We start from the raw sequence: 14,275 nt of genomic DNA, 5'->3' as shown, positions 1-14,275 counted from the left end.
GTTTGGTGGAAAAGGGAGACGGCTCGAAATAAGCTTTGTAAGCGTTGCAAAAGGAGAAATAGGGTGGGAAGCGGTGGGCAGGTTTTTCAGAGAAAACCTGCCCACGGAATAATTACTCTTCTTCCGCCAGAAATAGCTCCAGTAGAGAGTTCAGGAACAGTTTACCGTGCTCGGTGATTTGCCAGTGTGTGGCGGTTTCCGTCAGATAGCCTTGCGCTAGCGCCTGATCCAACTGCGGACGAATGCTGTGTTCTTCCAGACCGGTGTACGCCGTGAAATCCGCGCGCGGGGCGGCTTCCAGCAGGCGAAAGCGGTTCATGAAAAACTCAAAAGGCCGTTCGTCGTTAGCAACGTCGTGCTGTTTATCCAGATACGTGCCCTGCATATAGCCACGCGGATGGCGGACTTTGACCGTGCGCAGAATGCGCCCGTCGCTGAAGGTCAGCTTGCCGTGCGCCCCACAGCCAATCCCCAAATAGTCACCGAAGCGCCAGTAGTTCAGGTTATGCTGGCACTGGTAGCCCGGTTTGGCGTAGGCGGAGGTTTCATATTGCTGGTAACCCGCGGCGCTCAGTAGCGCGTGGCCCTGCTCGTAGATGTCCCACAGCGCGTCGTCGTCCGGCAGCGTCGGCGGGCGCGAGCTAAATAGCGTATTGGGCTCGATGGTGAGCTGATACCACGATAAATGCGGCGGATTGAGCGCAATGGCCTGACGCAGGTCGTCCAGCGCTTCGTCCAGCGATTGATCCGGCAAGCCGTGCATCAGATCCAGATTAAAGCTGCGTAATCCCAGACCGTTCGCCAGATGCGCTGCGCGTTTGGCTTCGTCTGGGCCGTGAATACGCCCGAGGCGCGTCAGCTTTTGCGGATCGAAACTCTGCACGCCGATGGAGATACGGTTAATCCCCGCACGCTGATAGCCGCTGAAACGGTCGGCTTCAACCGTACCGGGGTTGGCTTCCATCGTAATTTCGGCGTCCGGCGTTAACGGAATTCTTGCCCGCACGCCGTCGAGCAGCGCCTGCATTGCCTCTGCGCTCAGCAGGCTAGGCGTGCCGCCGCCGATAAAGATCGAGTGCAGCTCACGACCGCTCGCCAGCGGCAAATCGGCATCCAAATCCGCCAGCAGGTGATCGACATATTCCTGATGCGGCACGTCGCCTTTCAGCGCGTGAGAGTTGAAGTCGCAGTACGGACATTTCTGTACGCACCACGGAATATGGATGTACAGGCTGAGCGGGGGAAGCTTAAGCATTGCGTAGCGCATCCAGCAGCAGGCGCAGCGCCTGACCGCGATGAGACTGCGCGTTCTTCTCTTCACGCGTCAGTTCCGCCGCTGTTTTACCCAGCTCCGGCACGAAGAAGATCGGATCATAGCCGAAGCCGCCGCTGCCCGCCGCTTCATGCGTCAGCACACCCTGCCAGCTACCGTGGCAGACAATCGGCGTCGGGTCTTCCGCGTGGCGCAGATACACCAACACGCAGTGGAAGCTGGCGCGGCGCTGTGCGTCCGGTACGTCTTTTAGTGTCAGCAGCAGCTTGTCCAGATTTTGCTGGTCGCTGGCATCCACGCCCGCGTAGCGTGCCGAGTAAATGCCCGGCGCGCCGCCCAGTGCATCGACAGCCAGCCCGGAATCATCGGCAATGGCTGGCAGTCCCGTGATGTGCGCCGCATGACGTGCTTTCAGGATGGCATTTTCGATAAAGGTCAGGCCGGTTTCTTCGGCGGAATCCACGCCCAGTTCGGTCTGCGCCACAATATCCAAACCGAAATCGGCCAGCAAGCTGGCGAGCTCGCGCACTTTACCGGGGTTTCCGGTAGCCAAAACCACTTTTTGCATCGTCTTGTCCTGCGTATTTATTCAATGAAGTCCGCGACGTCAGCCGGGATGTGTTGCGGATGGGTAATTCTAATCTGTTTATGCCGTCCGAGTTCGCCTTTTTCAATCACGACCAGACTCTTGGCGACCCGAAACTGTTTGGCGAGAAATTTGGTCAGATGGGCGTTGGCCTGCCCATCAACCGGTGGTGCGGTGATGGCGACTTTTAGCTCGTCGCCATGCAAACCCACGATCTGGTCCCGGCTGGCTTTCGGCTGAATATACAGCCGAATCACCAGCGCATCGCCGTGGCGGGTAATGGCACTCACAGCAGGAACCACAGCCCCGGAAACAGATCCATGCCCAGATAGTTGAGCATATACAGAATCAGAATCACGGCCATCGCGGAGAAATCAATGCCGCCCATGACCGGAATAACGCGGCGGAGCGGTGCCATTAGCGGTTCGGTCAACTGGTGCAGCAGATATTCAATAGGGCTACGGCCCTGACTTACCCAGCTCATGATGGAACGGATGATGATGACCCAGAAAACCAGATAGCCCGCGGATTTAATCAGCGAAATGAGCCCGACCAGCAGGTTCATTGGGCTAAGGGAAATCGCGCCAACCTGAATCAACAGCAGTAACGGGTATTTGATTGTCGTGAGAATAAAGGCCAGCAGCAGCGAGGCGCTGTCAATCGGCCCTAACGACGGCAGAATGCGGCGCAGCGGACCGACAATCGGCTGGGTGATTTTGACGACAAACTGCGATAGCGGGTTATAAAAATCGCTGCGTGACCACTGCATCCAGATGCGCAGCAGCAGGACCATTACATAGAGGTCGACCAGCGTTTTGACCAGAAAAGTCAGGGTGAGCATAAGTACGTCTTTTCCTTATAAGATAAAGAATCGGGGAACCTGCTTTGGTTAAAAAAGCGTTTCCATTTCCTGTGCGCGAGCAATTGCCGCCTGCATGGCCTCAGCCACGGTTTGCGTCAACTGCTGTTCGTTAAATACCCGCAGAGCTTCTGCCGTGGTGCCGCCCTTGGAGGTGACATTTTCACGCAGGGTCGACAGCGGCGTATCCGGATTGGCTTCAACCAGCGCGGCAGCACCTGATGCGGCCTGCTGCACCAACAGGCGAGCCGTTTCCTGACTGAATCCCTGACGGATGGCTTCCTGCTGCATCGCTTCCATAAACAGGAAGAAATAGGCTGGTGCGCTGCCCGCCGCGGCGATCACGCCGTTGATACCTTGTTCGCTATCCACCCAGCAAATTTTACCGACGCTCTGCATCAGCTGTGCCGTGAAATCTTTATCAGCCTGATTGACGGAGGCGGGGGCATACATTCCGCTCATGCCTTTGCCGACCAGAGACGGCGTGTTTGGCATAATCCGCACGATATTCAGCGGTTCGCCCAGCAGCGCCTGAAAACGTGCGACGTTGATGCCTGCGGCAATCGACAGCACCAGCTTACCGTTGAAATTGACTTGTTCACGCAGCGGTTCGCAAACCGTTGCCATCATCTGCGGTTTGACGGCCAGCACGATGACGTCCGCTTCCTGAGCGCAGCGGACATTGTCTGCGCTGCTGATCACGCCATACTGTGCAGCCAGTGCATCGCGGTTCTTACCCGAAGGCGCGCAGACGCTGATGTGTTGAGCGGGATAACCGCCGTTGACCAATCCGGCGATAATGGCCTGCGCCATGTTTCCGGCACCAATAAACGCTATTTTACGTTGCTGCATCTGCATTATCGCTAATCACCTGTTCCGTTTATATTCTGTCAAAGATGACGTGCCGTTCAGCGCGTACTCCTGTTTGTGGACCTTTTACTGACAGTTAGGCGCTTTTTGCTGAATAGTCGCGCGCGCCAAAGATTGCCGTACCAATGCGCACCAGCGTGCTGCCGGCGGTAATCGCCGCGCGCATGTCGTCCGTCATCCCCATAGAAAGTGTATCAATATGCGGATAATTTGCGGACAACGTTTGCAACAGTACGGCCATTTGTTTGAAAACAGCCAACTGCTTCTCGTAATCGGTTTCCGGTGCCGGAATCGCCATCAGGCCACGCAGACGCAGGTTGGGCAGTGCGGCGACGCTGGCGGCAAGCTCTGCCAATTCAGCGACCATAATGCCTGATTTGCTCGGTTCGCTGCTGATATTAATCTGCAACAGAACGTTTAACGGTGGCAAGGTGGTCGGGCGCTGTTCGCTCAGACGCTGCGCGATGCGCAGACGATCCACGGTGTGAAACCAGTCAAAATTCTCGGCCACCAGTCGACTTTTATTTGACTGTAGCGGACCGATAAAGTGCCACGCCAACGGTGTGTCCGGGTGGTTTTTCTGGAAATAATGGATCTTCTCCACGCCTTCCTGAACATAGTTCTCACCAAACGCCCGTTGCCCTGCCGCAATAGCTTCTTCGATCGCGCTCACAGGTTTGGTTTTACTGACTGCAAGTAGCGTAATTTCTTCTGGTGCTCGTGCGCAATGCACCGCGGCGGCTGCGATTTGCTGCCGGATGTCCTGTAGATTCTGCTGGATTGTCGTCATGGTTATTCAGGAGGTTATCTATGGAATTGGATGAGTGGATGGCGCGTAGTGTAAAACATAATGCCTCGGATCTGCACCTTTGTAGCGGTCACCCGCCAGTGCTGCGTGTGGACGGGCGGCTACAGCCTGAAAATACCTTACCACGTTTAACGTCGGATCAGGTGGCACAATGGTGCGATGCCTGGCTCGAACCCGCTCAGCGCGAGCAACTACGGCAGGCTGGGCAGGTGGACGGCGCGCTAATGCTGCCCGATGGGCAACGCCTGCGGGTGAATGTGTTTCGCCAGCGGGAAGGGCTGTCTGCGGCGCTGCGTATTATTCCGTCCGCTCAGCCTTCATTGACGACGCTACAGGCACCACCCGTTCTCTCGACGCTGCTGGAGAAACCGAACGGGCTGATCCTGATTACCGGTGCGACGGGGAGCGGCAAATCCACGACGCTGGCGGCCATGCTTGGAGCGTTAAACGACAGCAGCGATCGCCATGTGATTACGCTGGAGGATCCGATCGAGTTTATCCATGCCAGCCGATGTTGCCTGATTCAACAGCGGGAGATCGGTGCGCACAGCGCATCGTTTGCGCAGGCGCTACGGGCCGCATTGCGGGAGGATCCCGATGTCATTCTGCTGGGGGAATTGCGCGATACGGAGACGATTCGGCTGGCGCTGACGGCGGCGGAAACCGGCCATCTGGTGTTATCCACGCTGCATACACGTAGTGCATCGCAGGCGGTCGATCGTCTGATTGACGTCTTTCCAGGTGAAGAGAAAGCCTATGTTCGTAGCCAGTTAGCTACTTGTTTGCAGGCGGTAGTGACGCAAAAACTGCTGCCCGCTGCGCAAGGTGGCCGAATCGCGCTTTATGAAGTGCTGACGGCGACTGCGGCGGTCAGCAACCTGATTCGGGAAGGGAAAACGCACCAGCTTCCCGGCCTGATTCAAACCGGAGCCGCTGCGGGAATGCAAACGTTCGAGCAAAGCTACCAGCAACGCTGTCGGGATGGGCTTATTTCACACAGTTGCGACCTTGCCGTTTAGCCGCATAGAGGTTTTCATCGGCTAACTGAATCCAGTCCTCAACAGAAGCAAGATCGGTACGGTAAGCAGCAATGCCAGCGCTAATCGTGAAACGCAGATTCTGACGATCGTATTCCAGCGTATGTTGCTCAATCGCTTGTCGAATACGCTCAATCGTTACCACTGCCGTTTGGTAAGAGACATCTTTTAATAGAATGATGAACTCCTCACCACCGATGCGGGCGACCAGATCTTCCTGACGTAGCGACATGCGCATCAGCATCGCCAGCTCTTTGAGGACGGCATCGCCAGCCAGATGGCCATATTGATCGTTAATGTTTTTGAATAAATCAATGTCGATAATCGCCAGACAGCTTTTCTCTGCCTGATGGCTTTGCTGCTTGTGTTGGAAAAAGGTGTTGGCCTGTTCGAAGAAACTGCTGCGATTCGGCAGTCCGGTAAGAAAATCATGCCCTGCGTTAAAGCGCAGAGAGGCTTCTATCTGCGTGCGTTCATCCTCCAGTGAGCGCGCGTGGATGATGATGCCGAGCGTTTTCACTAGCGGAGCCAGTAGCTCGATCATCGTTTGATCGTAACCTTCCTGGCGGTTAGCCAGCGCGATCATCCCGATCGCTTTGCCGTTGTGGGTGATAGGAATCCCAAGCAGGGAATACAGTGCGGGATGAATAGGCGGAAGATCCCGGCCTGCCTTTTGTCTCAGCAGATTATTGGTGCACACCACCGTATTGTGGGTGACCACGTGGCCAAACAGATTATCCAGCTTACGGAGCCTCAGGCCGCCGTGGGTTCTGCGCTGGTGCCTGTACCAGTTAAGGGTTTCTTCATCCCAGGCAAGGTTGGAGATCGCGGGAAGATAGAGCGACTTGCCGTCTTCATCTTCCTGCAACGTGGCAATGAAGCCGAAGGTGCTGTTGGTGACGTTAAGCAGCCGCTCAAAGACTTTATCGCAGGCGGAAGGCAGATTGTGGTCGAGCAGAAAGCTGTCGTGGACTGACAGCAGAATATCGAGAATGATGCCTTGCTGATGGGTTTTCTTTTCGGTTTCGACGTTTTGCGTGATGTTGTGGGCGTATTTAATGATTTTTCTTACATTGCCGTCGCTATCCATGATCGGACTGTAGGTCGCCTGTATCCAGTATGAATGGCTGTCTTTGCCAAGCCGATGGAAGCGCCCGCTGATGGGGTGGCCGCGGTGTAAGGTTTCCCAAAATGTTTGATACTCTGTTTGTTCAGTATCAACAGGATCGCAGAGTAGACGATGGTGCTGACCGAGTAATTCTTTTTCCTCATAGCCTGTCAGCACCAGATAATGTTTATTGATGTGGGTGATATAGCCATCTTTATCAAACTCGATGACGCCTTGAGCGTTCTCAATCGCATCTAACCGGGCGCGGTGTTCTGACACGAGAAGTTTTTCCTGTGTAATATCCGTTGCCAGTTTTATGATGCCGATATGTCGGCCTTTATCATCGATAATTGGCGTATAAGCCGCATGGAGCCAAATAATCTCTCCTTTTTGGGTTTTCCGTTGGAATTCCCCTGCATTGATATTTCCTTTAACCACGTCGTGCCAGAAATGATCGTGTTTTGGGCGCTGCGCTTCTGGCAGAAAAAACGTGTGGTTTTTCTGAATAATGTCTTCTTTTTTATAGCCCAGCATTTTGCAGAAAAGCGGATTGGCTTCAATCAGTTTCCCTGCCAGGTCGAATTCGGCGATGGCATAAACGGAATTGAGCGCGTGTAGTTTGGCTTCATTGTCAAACCTGGTAATCAAATCAACATCAACTGACTGATTATTCATGTTTATATTTGCCTATGTTCTTTCTGTCTTTACCCTTGATTCGCTGTTGTCAGAGGCATTCTTTTTATCATGATGCCATCTGTGATGTTATCGGGTGATTTACTGTTCCCATTTTTATAAGCGAAAATCAATGGAACGAGTTAATAAAATAGCGTGCTATTAATTAATATAATAAATATTACATTAATAACTAATTAATGACCTGAAATACATGATTAATATCCCTGTCAGGGATTTTTTCTCATTGTCTTCTTATTCAATGTATTGAAGCAATTCTTTTGGACAGCGTTAACGCTGTAACTCTATTTATACGCTTATGTATAAAAACAGAGAATAGCGGTAAAAAAATAATACTCAAATTATCTGAAAGGATACCTATGAAATAGGTTTCTCGGGAGGGAAAAGGGTTCCTGCTTTTTCTCATTATTTATTCGATTTTTTAGGGAATATGCGGAAGCGGAACTATCTGCGGGGGGAATGCCTATGGTCAGCGCTGGGCTGACCATAGGCGGTGCAATCCATCAGTAGATTAGGAAAGACGAGGCTCTACCTGAAACAGCGCCATGGATCGCATCAACTGCTGAGACTGCTGCTCCAGCGACTGTGTAGTTGCCGATGAGGCTTTGACGAGCTGCGCGTTGTGCTGAGCGACCTTATCGATCTGTGTGAAGGCGACGTTAACCTGCTCAATACCGCGATGCTGTTCTTGCGTGGCAGTGGAAATGTCTCGCATCAGCTGTGTAATACGGATGATTTCGTCGGTCACTTCGTCCATGGTTTCGCCTGCTTTAGAGGCTAATTCAAGCCCTTCCGACACGCGCGTCTGGGAATCCAAAATCAATGCGCGGATTTCTTTCGCCGCCTGTGCGCTATGCTGCGCCAGATTACGCACTTCTCCGGCGACGACGGCAAAGCCTCTGCCTTGTTCGCCTGCGCGAGCGGATTCAACGGAGGCGTTCAGCGCCAGAATGTTGGTCTGGAATGCGATGCCGTCAATGACGCTGAGAATGTCATTGATGCGCTTGGCGCTGGTGGCGATCTCCTGCATTTTTTCAATGACGTAACAGACAGACTCGTTGCTGCGGCTGCTGGTGTTCGAGACATTATTGGCAAGCTGATGCGCGAGTTCCGCGTGATCGGCATTGAGTTTCACCGTCGCACTCAATTGCTCCATGCTCGCTGCCGTCTGTTCCAGCGCAGCAACAGATTCTTCCGTACGTTGAGAAAGCTGAGCGTTTTCTTCAAACAGTTCGCGGCTACCGAGATCGATTTGCGTGCTGGCATCGCGCACCTGACTGACCGACTCCAGCAGCGCACCCTGCATGCGGCCGATAGCATCATTGAGTCGACCCAGTTCGTTGTCTCCGCCTTGAATCAGGCGGCGTGTCAGGTTACCGGCGGCAACCTGTTCCAGTTGCTCAATGGCATAGTCCAGCGGTTTGAGCAGCATGTGCCGTAGCGCGACCCAGGCTAATGCCACCAGCGTGATAGACAGCAGGCAGGCGATGGCAATGAGCAACAGCATGATGCTCTCATTGTTCTCGGACTGTGCCAGCCCCTGTTCGGAAAGCAGTTGGGCATACTGACGGAAATTCTGGATTGATAAATCAAAGGCTTCGCTCAGCGGGCCGAGCTGTTTTTCCAGAACTTCATAATATTCGTCGGTATACTGCTTTTGCAGTGCACTCAGCATCGGGGTCATGCCCTGCTGAAAATAGGCCTGATAGGTTTTTAATACGTCCTGCGCCAGCGCCTGCTGTTTGGGATCGGCATTGGCCGATTTGATCACGCGGTCAATGTCTTCCTGCGATTGGTGAAGATGTTTCTCTACGACCCCGGTTTCCTTGGCTCCGTCGTCCAGCAGACCGATTTCAATCTTCCTGACGGCGAGCGTTGCCGAGGCACGTGCGCTAAGCGTCTGATTATAGCCGCTCATCAGGTTGCCCAACTCAATGCCCTGAATCTGATTTTGTGCTGTCAGCGTTTCCCTGTCTTTCTTAATCGCGACAACGCCCATGCTGCTGACGATAAGTAGCAATAGGGTAGTTAGCAGCAATAACGTTAATAAGCCGGTACGAATAGAAATATTTTTCAACCTCATGGTGTCCTTTTCCTTACGCCGCCTTCGTGGGTGATAACCCAGTCATCATTGGATGTGGTGTGTGCAACAGAAGAGAATACGTTATCTGTGTTGCGGTGAGATAAAATTAAAAAGATATGGCAGACGTCAGGATGTGTGGAAGTGCGTAGCCAGGTGGTTTCTTTCAACGCGGGTTTCTCTTAACACATAAGGGTATAAATAATTAGCCGTAGCGTTTACGCCTGGTTTATTATCTGTTAATAGCGTTGGTTTTTCAGGGGCGTACTCAATACGCCAGTCAATGATACCCAGAGGTATCCGAGGTTTATGTGCAGTTAACAAGTTTTACGGATTATGGTTTGCGAGCGCTGATTTACATGGCATCGCTGCCGGGCGGGAAAATGACCAGCATTTCGGAAGTCACGGAAGTGTATGGCGTGTCCCGTAATCATATGGTCAAAATTATCAATCAACTTAGTCGTGCTGGGTTGGTGATGGCCGTGCGCGGCAAGAATGGCGGTATCCGTCTTGGGAAACCGGCAGAAACCATCCGAATTGGCGATGTCGTGCGCGAATTGGAGCCGCTCACGCTGGTTAACTGTAGCCATGAATTTTGCCACATCACACCGGCCTGTCGCTTAAAGCAGGTGCTTCAACAAGCGGTACAAAATTTCCTGCATGAGCTGGATCAATACACGCTGGCTGATATGGTCAAAGAAAACCCGCCGCTTTATAAATTATTGTTGGTTGAATGAGTTTTGTTCAGCCTCCTGCTGATGACAACGGAGGAACCGCAATGTCACAAGATCCATTCCTGGAACGAGAAGCAGAAAAATACGAATCCCCCATCCCCAGTCGTGAATATATTTTGGCGCACATCGCCAAGCGCGATACCCCGATTAGCCGGGAAGAATTAGCCGCCGACCTGCAATTAACCGGAGAAGACGCTCTCGAAGCGCTGCGCCGTCGCCTGCGTGCGATGGAGCGTGATGGTCAGCTTATTTTTACCCGCCGTCAGTGCTATGCGTTGCCGGAAAAACTCGATCTGCTGCGCGGTACGGTCATTGGTCACCGCGATGGTTTCGGCTTCCTGCGCGTGGAAGGCCGTAAAGACGATCTTTATCTGTCGGCCGAAGAGATGAAACGGGCGATTCACGGTGATGTAGTGCTGGCACAGCCGCTGGGCGCGGATCGTAAAGGGCGTCGTGAAGGGCGCATTGTGCGCGTGCTGGAACCGCGTACCGGACAAATTGTTGGACGCTATTTTGTCGATGCTGGTGTCGGGTTCGTCGTACCGGATGACAGCCGCCTGAGCTTCGATATTCTGATCCCGAAAGAAGAAATTAACGGCGCTCGTATGGGCTTCGTGGTGGTGGTTGAGCTGACGCAACGTGCCACGCGCCGCACGAAAGCGGTGGGTAAGATCGTCGAGATCCTCGGTGACAACATGGGCACCGGATTGGCGGTGGATATCGCCCTGCGTACCCATGATATTCCGCACACCTGGCCGGAGAAAGTGGAAGAGCAGGTAAAGGATCTTTCCGAAGAAGTGCCGGAAGCTGCGAAAAAAGGCCGAGTGGATCTGCGTAAGCTGCCGCTGGTTACGATTGACGGCGAAGATGCCCGCGATTTCGATGACGCGGTACACTGTGAGCCGAAACGCGGCGGTGGCTGGCGCTTATGGGTTGCGATTGCGGACGTGAGCTATTACGTTCGGCCGAATACGCCGCTTGACCATGAAGCGCGGGCGCGTGGCACCTCGGTATACTTCCCGTCGCAGGTAGTCCCGATGCTGCCGGAAGTGTTGTCGAACGGACTCTGTTCGCTTAACCCGCAGGTCGATCGCCTGTGTATGGTCTGTGAAATGACCGTTTCTGCGCAGGGTAAGCTGTCGTCCTATAAGTTCTATGAAGCAGTGATGAGCTCACATGCGCGCCTGACCTACACCAAAGTGTGGAATATTCTGCAAGGCGACGCCGAACTGCGCGAGCACTACAAGCCGCTGGTGGGTGGGTTGGAAGAGCTGCACCGCATGTACAAGGCGCTTGAACACGCGCGTGAAGTGCGTGGCGGCATCGCGTTTGAAACGGAAGAAGCGAAGTTCATTTTCAACGCCGAACGCCGTATCGATCGTGTGGAAGCGGTGGTGCGTAACGATGCGCACAAGCTGATCGAAGAGTGCATGATTCTGGCGAATATCTCCGCCGCGAAATTTGTGGAGAAAAACGAAGAGCCTGCGCTGTTCCGCGTACACGATCAGCCGAGTGAAGACCATGTCTTAGCCCTGCGTAGCGTGTTGGGCGAACTGGGGCTGACGCTGAAAGGTGGAATGAAGCCACAGCCGAAAGATTACGCCGAATTGATGAATGAGTTGGCAGATCGTCCCGATCGGGAAATGCTGCAAACTATGCTGCTGCGTTCAATGAAGCAGGCGATTTATGACCCAGAGAATCGAGGCCACTTCGGTCTGGCATTAACGTCTTACGGCCATTTCACGTCACCGATTCGTCGTTATCCAGACCTGTCGCTGCACCGCGCCATTAAGTATCTGCTGAGCGATCGTCATGAGCGCTGGACGTCAACGGGCGGCTGGCATAGCGATATTAACGAGATGCTACAGCTGGGCATGCACTGCTCGATGACGGAGCGCCGTGCGGATGAGGCCACGCGTGACGTCGCGGACTGGCTGAAATGCGACTTTATGCAGGATCACGTGGGTGAGGTCTTTACGGGAATTATCGCCAGCGTGACCGGCTTTGGTTTCTTCGTGCGCCTGAAAGATCTGTTTATCGACGGGCTGGTGCACGTTTCCACGCTGGATAATGACTACTACCGCTACGATAATATCGGCCAGCGGCTGATCGGCGAATCGCGCGGGCAGGTTTATCGTCTGGGTGATGAAGTCGAAATTCGTGTTGAAGCTGTCCATATGGATGAGCGCAACATTGATTTCGCGTTGATTTCCAGCACGCGCAAGGTGCGCGGTGAAGGTAAAACTGCACGCGATCGTGTGAAGAAACCGGAATCGCGTGAGGCCAAGCCAAGTCGACGTCGTCGCAGCGCGAGCAAAGCGCCGGCAAACTTTGAGCCGGATGCCGCATTCCGCAAAGAAGGCGAGAGCAGCACGAAGTCGGATAAGTCAAAAGCCAAGCCGAAAAAGAACCGCGATAAAGCGAAAAAGAACGCGGAAAAAACGCGTAAAATCGCTGCCGCGACCAAAGCGAAACGCGCGAAGAAAAAATCTGCTGAGTAAGGTTAGTGAGCCCGCGCCCTCCACTGAGAAGGTGAGCGCGCGGGGAAAACCTCTATCTCTACATTAACGGGCACCACCTGTTATGGTTAATTTGAAGAGTATCAATGAGCGAAATTATTTACGGTATCCACGCGGTTAAGGCACTGCTTGAGCGCGATCCACAGCGTTTTCTGGAAGTTTTTGTTCTGAAAGGGCGCGACGATCGTCGCCTTCAGCCTGTGATTGCGGAGCTGGAAGCGCAGGGCATCGTCATTCAGGTGGCGAACCGCCAATGGCTGGACAAGCAGGCTGACGATGCGGTGCATCAGGGGATCGTAGCGAAAGTTAAAGAAGGGCGGAAATATCAGGAAAACGATCTGCCTGCGATGTTAGACAATCTGGAAACGCCTTTCCTGCTGATATTGGACGGCGTGACCGATCCACATAATCTGGGCGCTTGCCTGCGTAATGCGGATGGCGCTGGTGTACATGCGGTGATTGTGCCGCGCGATCGTTCTGCGCAGCTTAATGCGACGGTGAAGAAGGTGGCCTGCGGTGCGGCGGAAACCGTACCGGTTATCAGCGTGACCAATCTTGCCCGTACGATGCGCCTGTTGCAGGAGCGTAATATCTGGATCGTTGGCACGGCGGGTGAAGCGGATCATACGCTGTACCAAAGCAAGCTGACCGGGCCGCTGGCGCTGGTGATGGGCGCGGAAGGGGAAGGTATGCGTCGTTTGACTCGTGAACACTGCGATGAATTGATCAGTATTCCGATGGCGGGCAGCGTGTCTTCACTGAATGTGTCGGTTGCTACTGGCGTGTGTCTGTTTGAAGCCGTTCGCCAGCGCGCGTAATCAGTGTCGCGAATGATAGTAAAGAGGTGCCCTGGGGCACCTCTTTTTCGTTGGGGTTATGCAGCGGGGCTCGCCAGCCTGTGAATGCCTTGTTGTGAAGGCTGTAAAAGTCGGAAGACGGAAACGGCATCAGAAAGTACGATCGCCTGCTGTTCCAGAGACTGAGCCGCAGAAGAGGATTGCTCCACCAACACGGTGTTTTGCTGTGTGTTCTGATCCATTTCTATAATGGCTCGACCGACCTGAGAAATACCGCGATGCTGCTCGTCCGACGCGGTAGTAATGTCTTTCATGATGGCGTGGACCTGCGTCACTGACTGGACAATCCCTTCCATCGTTTTCCCCGCGCCGTTAACGAGTGCCGCGCCGTTTTACGCTCCAGCGCATAACCGAAGTTGCCTTCCCGCGCGACTACTGTCTTGTCATACATGGCGCCAAGACGGCTGATGCGTTTTAACGATTGGTCGCTATTGTGCAATCCGTAAAAGCCGACCATAGAGAGGATGACTCCCATAATGAGCAATAAACCAAACCCTACCAATAACTTGCGCGTTACAGACAGGTTTTGAAATGACATCCAGCGCAGCATAAACCTCTTCCTTTCGTTCATTAATTATTTACCGTTATCGCAGGTCAATAACGGATTAGTTGTTGTTGTGTGTTTGCATAAAAAGCAGGTGATGAGTGTGAAACAGGCACCTATCTGACTGATAAAAAATGCCTTATCTGTTATCGACATTTCAGGTGCAATGCTTATCCGTTTTCTTGAAAAATGTGAGGAGACTCGTGCGGGTATGAAGTCTGGGGGGAAACGCGCTCCGCTGGGGATTTCTGCATTGTTTATCACGTAAAGTCATGTATAAACGCTTTGCTATGCAAGAATCATCTAT

13 protein-coding genes and 1 pseudogene are annotated in these 14,275 nt (G+C 53.3%); 4 read left to right on the top strand and 10 right to left on the bottom strand.

All coding sequences use genetic code 11. From position 1 onward, the window contains the following. Positions 1–112 precede the first annotated feature (112 nt). The 6 genes from hemW to H4F65_RS18335 form a co-directional block, all read right to left on the bottom strand. Positions 113–1,255, bottom strand: coding sequence for a radical SAM family heme chaperone HemW (gene hemW, locus H4F65_RS18360; protein ID WP_010279117.1), 1,143 nt, complete (start codon positions 1,253–1,255; stop codon positions 113–115). Then, positions 1,248–1,841 (bottom strand): RdgB/HAM1 family non-canonical purine NTP pyrophosphatase, encoded by a 594-nt coding sequence (rdgB, locus tag H4F65_RS18355; protein WP_010279113.1) that lies wholly within the window; start codon positions 1,839–1,841, stop codon positions 1,248–1,250. The genes hemW and rdgB overlap by 8 nt, the downstream gene beginning before the upstream one ends. A 17-nt stretch (positions 1,842–1,858) precedes the next feature. Further along, a complete protein-coding gene (yggU, locus tag H4F65_RS18350) occupies positions 1,859–2,149 on the bottom strand; it encodes a DUF167 family protein YggU (protein WP_010279110.1) in 291 nt (96 codons plus the stop codon). After that, complete coding sequence (locus tag H4F65_RS18345; RefSeq protein WP_010279107.1) at positions 2,146–2,700, bottom strand: YggT family protein; 555 nt, start codon at positions 2,698–2,700, stop codon at positions 2,146–2,148. Before H4F65_RS18345 ends, yggU begins: the two co-directional genes overlap by 4 nt. A 48-nt stretch (positions 2,701–2,748) precedes the next feature. After that, positions 2,749–3,570, bottom strand: coding sequence for a pyrroline-5-carboxylate reductase (gene proC / locus H4F65_RS18340; protein WP_039317070.1), 822 nt, complete (start codon positions 3,568–3,570; stop codon positions 2,749–2,751). Positions 3,571–3,664: 94 nt separating this feature from the next. Further along, positions 3,665–4,378 carry a YggS family pyridoxal phosphate-dependent enzyme gene (locus H4F65_RS18335; RefSeq protein WP_010279099.1) on the bottom strand — a complete coding sequence of 238 codons (714 nt, stop codon included), beginning with the start codon at positions 4,376–4,378 and terminating at the stop codon, positions 3,665–3,667. A 20-nt stretch (positions 4,379–4,398) separates the two neighbouring features. Between H4F65_RS18335 and H4F65_RS18330 the strand changes: the two genes are divergently transcribed. Beyond that, complete coding sequence (locus H4F65_RS18330) at positions 4,399–5,415, top strand: type IV pilus twitching motility protein PilT (protein WP_010279096.1); 1,017 nt, start codon at positions 4,399–4,401, stop codon at positions 5,413–5,415. Here H4F65_RS18330 and H4F65_RS18325 read toward each other — a convergent pair. Then, the gene (locus H4F65_RS18325; RefSeq protein ID WP_010279093.1) at positions 5,384–7,216 is read right to left on the bottom strand and encodes a sensor domain-containing diguanylate cyclase; all 1,833 of its coding nucleotides are present in this window, start codon (positions 7,214–7,216) and stop codon (positions 5,384–5,386) included. The two genes, H4F65_RS18330 and H4F65_RS18325, sit on opposite strands and share 32 nt — an antisense overlap. Before the next feature lie 529 nt (positions 7,217–7,745). Continuing rightward, positions 7,746–9,317 carry a methyl-accepting chemotaxis protein gene (locus tag H4F65_RS18320; protein ID WP_010279090.1) on the bottom strand — a complete coding sequence of 524 codons (1,572 nt, stop codon included), beginning with the start codon at positions 9,315–9,317 and terminating at the stop codon, positions 7,746–7,748. Between the two features lie 308 nt (positions 9,318–9,625). Here H4F65_RS18320 and nsrR point away from each other — a divergent pair, with 308 nt between their 5' ends. From nsrR to rlmB, 3 genes are all read left to right on the top strand, one after another. Then, positions 9,626–10,051: a nitric oxide-sensing transcriptional repressor NsrR gene (gene nsrR / locus H4F65_RS18315; protein WP_010279087.1), complete on the top strand. Its 426-nt coding sequence runs from the start codon at positions 9,626–9,628 to the stop codon at positions 10,049–10,051. A gap of 41 nt (positions 10,052–10,092) precedes the next feature. Then, complete coding sequence (gene rnr, locus H4F65_RS18310; protein WP_010279084.1) at positions 10,093–12,549, top strand: ribonuclease R; 2,457 nt, start codon at positions 10,093–10,095, stop codon at positions 12,547–12,549. Between the two features lie 104 nt (positions 12,550–12,653). After that, positions 12,654–13,385, top strand: coding sequence for a 23S rRNA (guanosine(2251)-2'-O)-methyltransferase RlmB (rlmB, locus tag H4F65_RS18305; RefSeq protein WP_010279080.1), 732 nt, complete (start codon positions 12,654–12,656; stop codon positions 13,383–13,385). Between the two features lie 56 nt (positions 13,386–13,441). On the opposite strand, the pseudogene H4F65_RS21955 reads toward rlmB, so the two are convergent. Continuing rightward, positions 13,442–13,756: pseudogene (locus H4F65_RS21955) on the bottom strand (methyl-accepting chemotaxis protein); the annotation flags it as partial. Next, on the bottom strand, positions 13,696–13,974 hold the full coding sequence (locus H4F65_RS21950; RefSeq protein ID WP_010279075.1) for an MCP four helix bundle domain-containing protein: 279 nt from the start codon (positions 13,972–13,974) through the stop codon (positions 13,696–13,698). The gene H4F65_RS21950 and the pseudogene H4F65_RS21955, both read right to left, overlap by 61 nt. Between the last annotated feature and the right edge of the window lie 301 nt (positions 13,975–14,275).

The organism is Pectobacterium brasiliense (assembly GCF_016950255.1).
GTDB classification, from domain to species: Bacteria; Pseudomonadota; Gammaproteobacteria; order Enterobacterales; family Enterobacteriaceae; genus Pectobacterium; species Pectobacterium brasiliense.
This window is presented reverse-complemented; position numbering and strand designations above follow the sequence as displayed.

Coding starts and splice junctions, on each gene's coding strand:
- H4F65_RS18325 (WP_010279093.1), bottom strand. CDS start 7,216: ATGAATAATCAGTCAGTTGATGTTGATTTGATTACCAGGTTTGACAAT.
- H4F65_RS18345 (WP_010279107.1), bottom strand. CDS start 2,700: ATGCTCACCCTGACTTTTCTGGTCAAAACGCTGGTCGACCTCTATGTA.
- H4F65_RS18320 (WP_010279090.1), bottom strand. CDS start 9,317: ATGAGGTTGAAAAATATTTCTATTCGTACCGGCTTATTAACGTTATTG.
- H4F65_RS18335 (WP_010279099.1), bottom strand. CDS start 4,378: ATGACGACAATCCAGCAGAATCTACAGGACATCCGGCAGCAAATCGCA.
- H4F65_RS18330 (WP_010279096.1), top strand. CDS start 4,399: ATGGAATTGGATGAGTGGATGGCGCGTAGTGTAAAACATAATGCCTCG.
- rlmB (WP_010279080.1), top strand. CDS start 12,654: ATGAGCGAAATTATTTACGGTATCCACGCGGTTAAGGCACTGCTTGAG.
- hemW (WP_010279117.1), bottom strand. CDS start 1,255: ATGCTTAAGCTTCCCCCGCTCAGCCTGTACATCCATATTCCGTGGTGC.
- rnr (WP_010279084.1), top strand. CDS start 10,093: ATGTCACAAGATCCATTCCTGGAACGAGAAGCAGAAAAATACGAATCC.
- H4F65_RS21950 (WP_010279075.1), bottom strand. CDS start 13,974: ATGCTGCGCTGGATGTCATTTCAAAACCTGTCTGTAACGCGCAAGTTA.
- proC (WP_039317070.1), bottom strand. CDS start 3,570: ATGCAGCAACGTAAAATAGCGTTTATTGGTGCCGGAAACATGGCGCAG.
- rdgB (WP_010279113.1), bottom strand. CDS start 1,841: ATGCAAAAAGTGGTTTTGGCTACCGGAAACCCCGGTAAAGTGCGCGAG.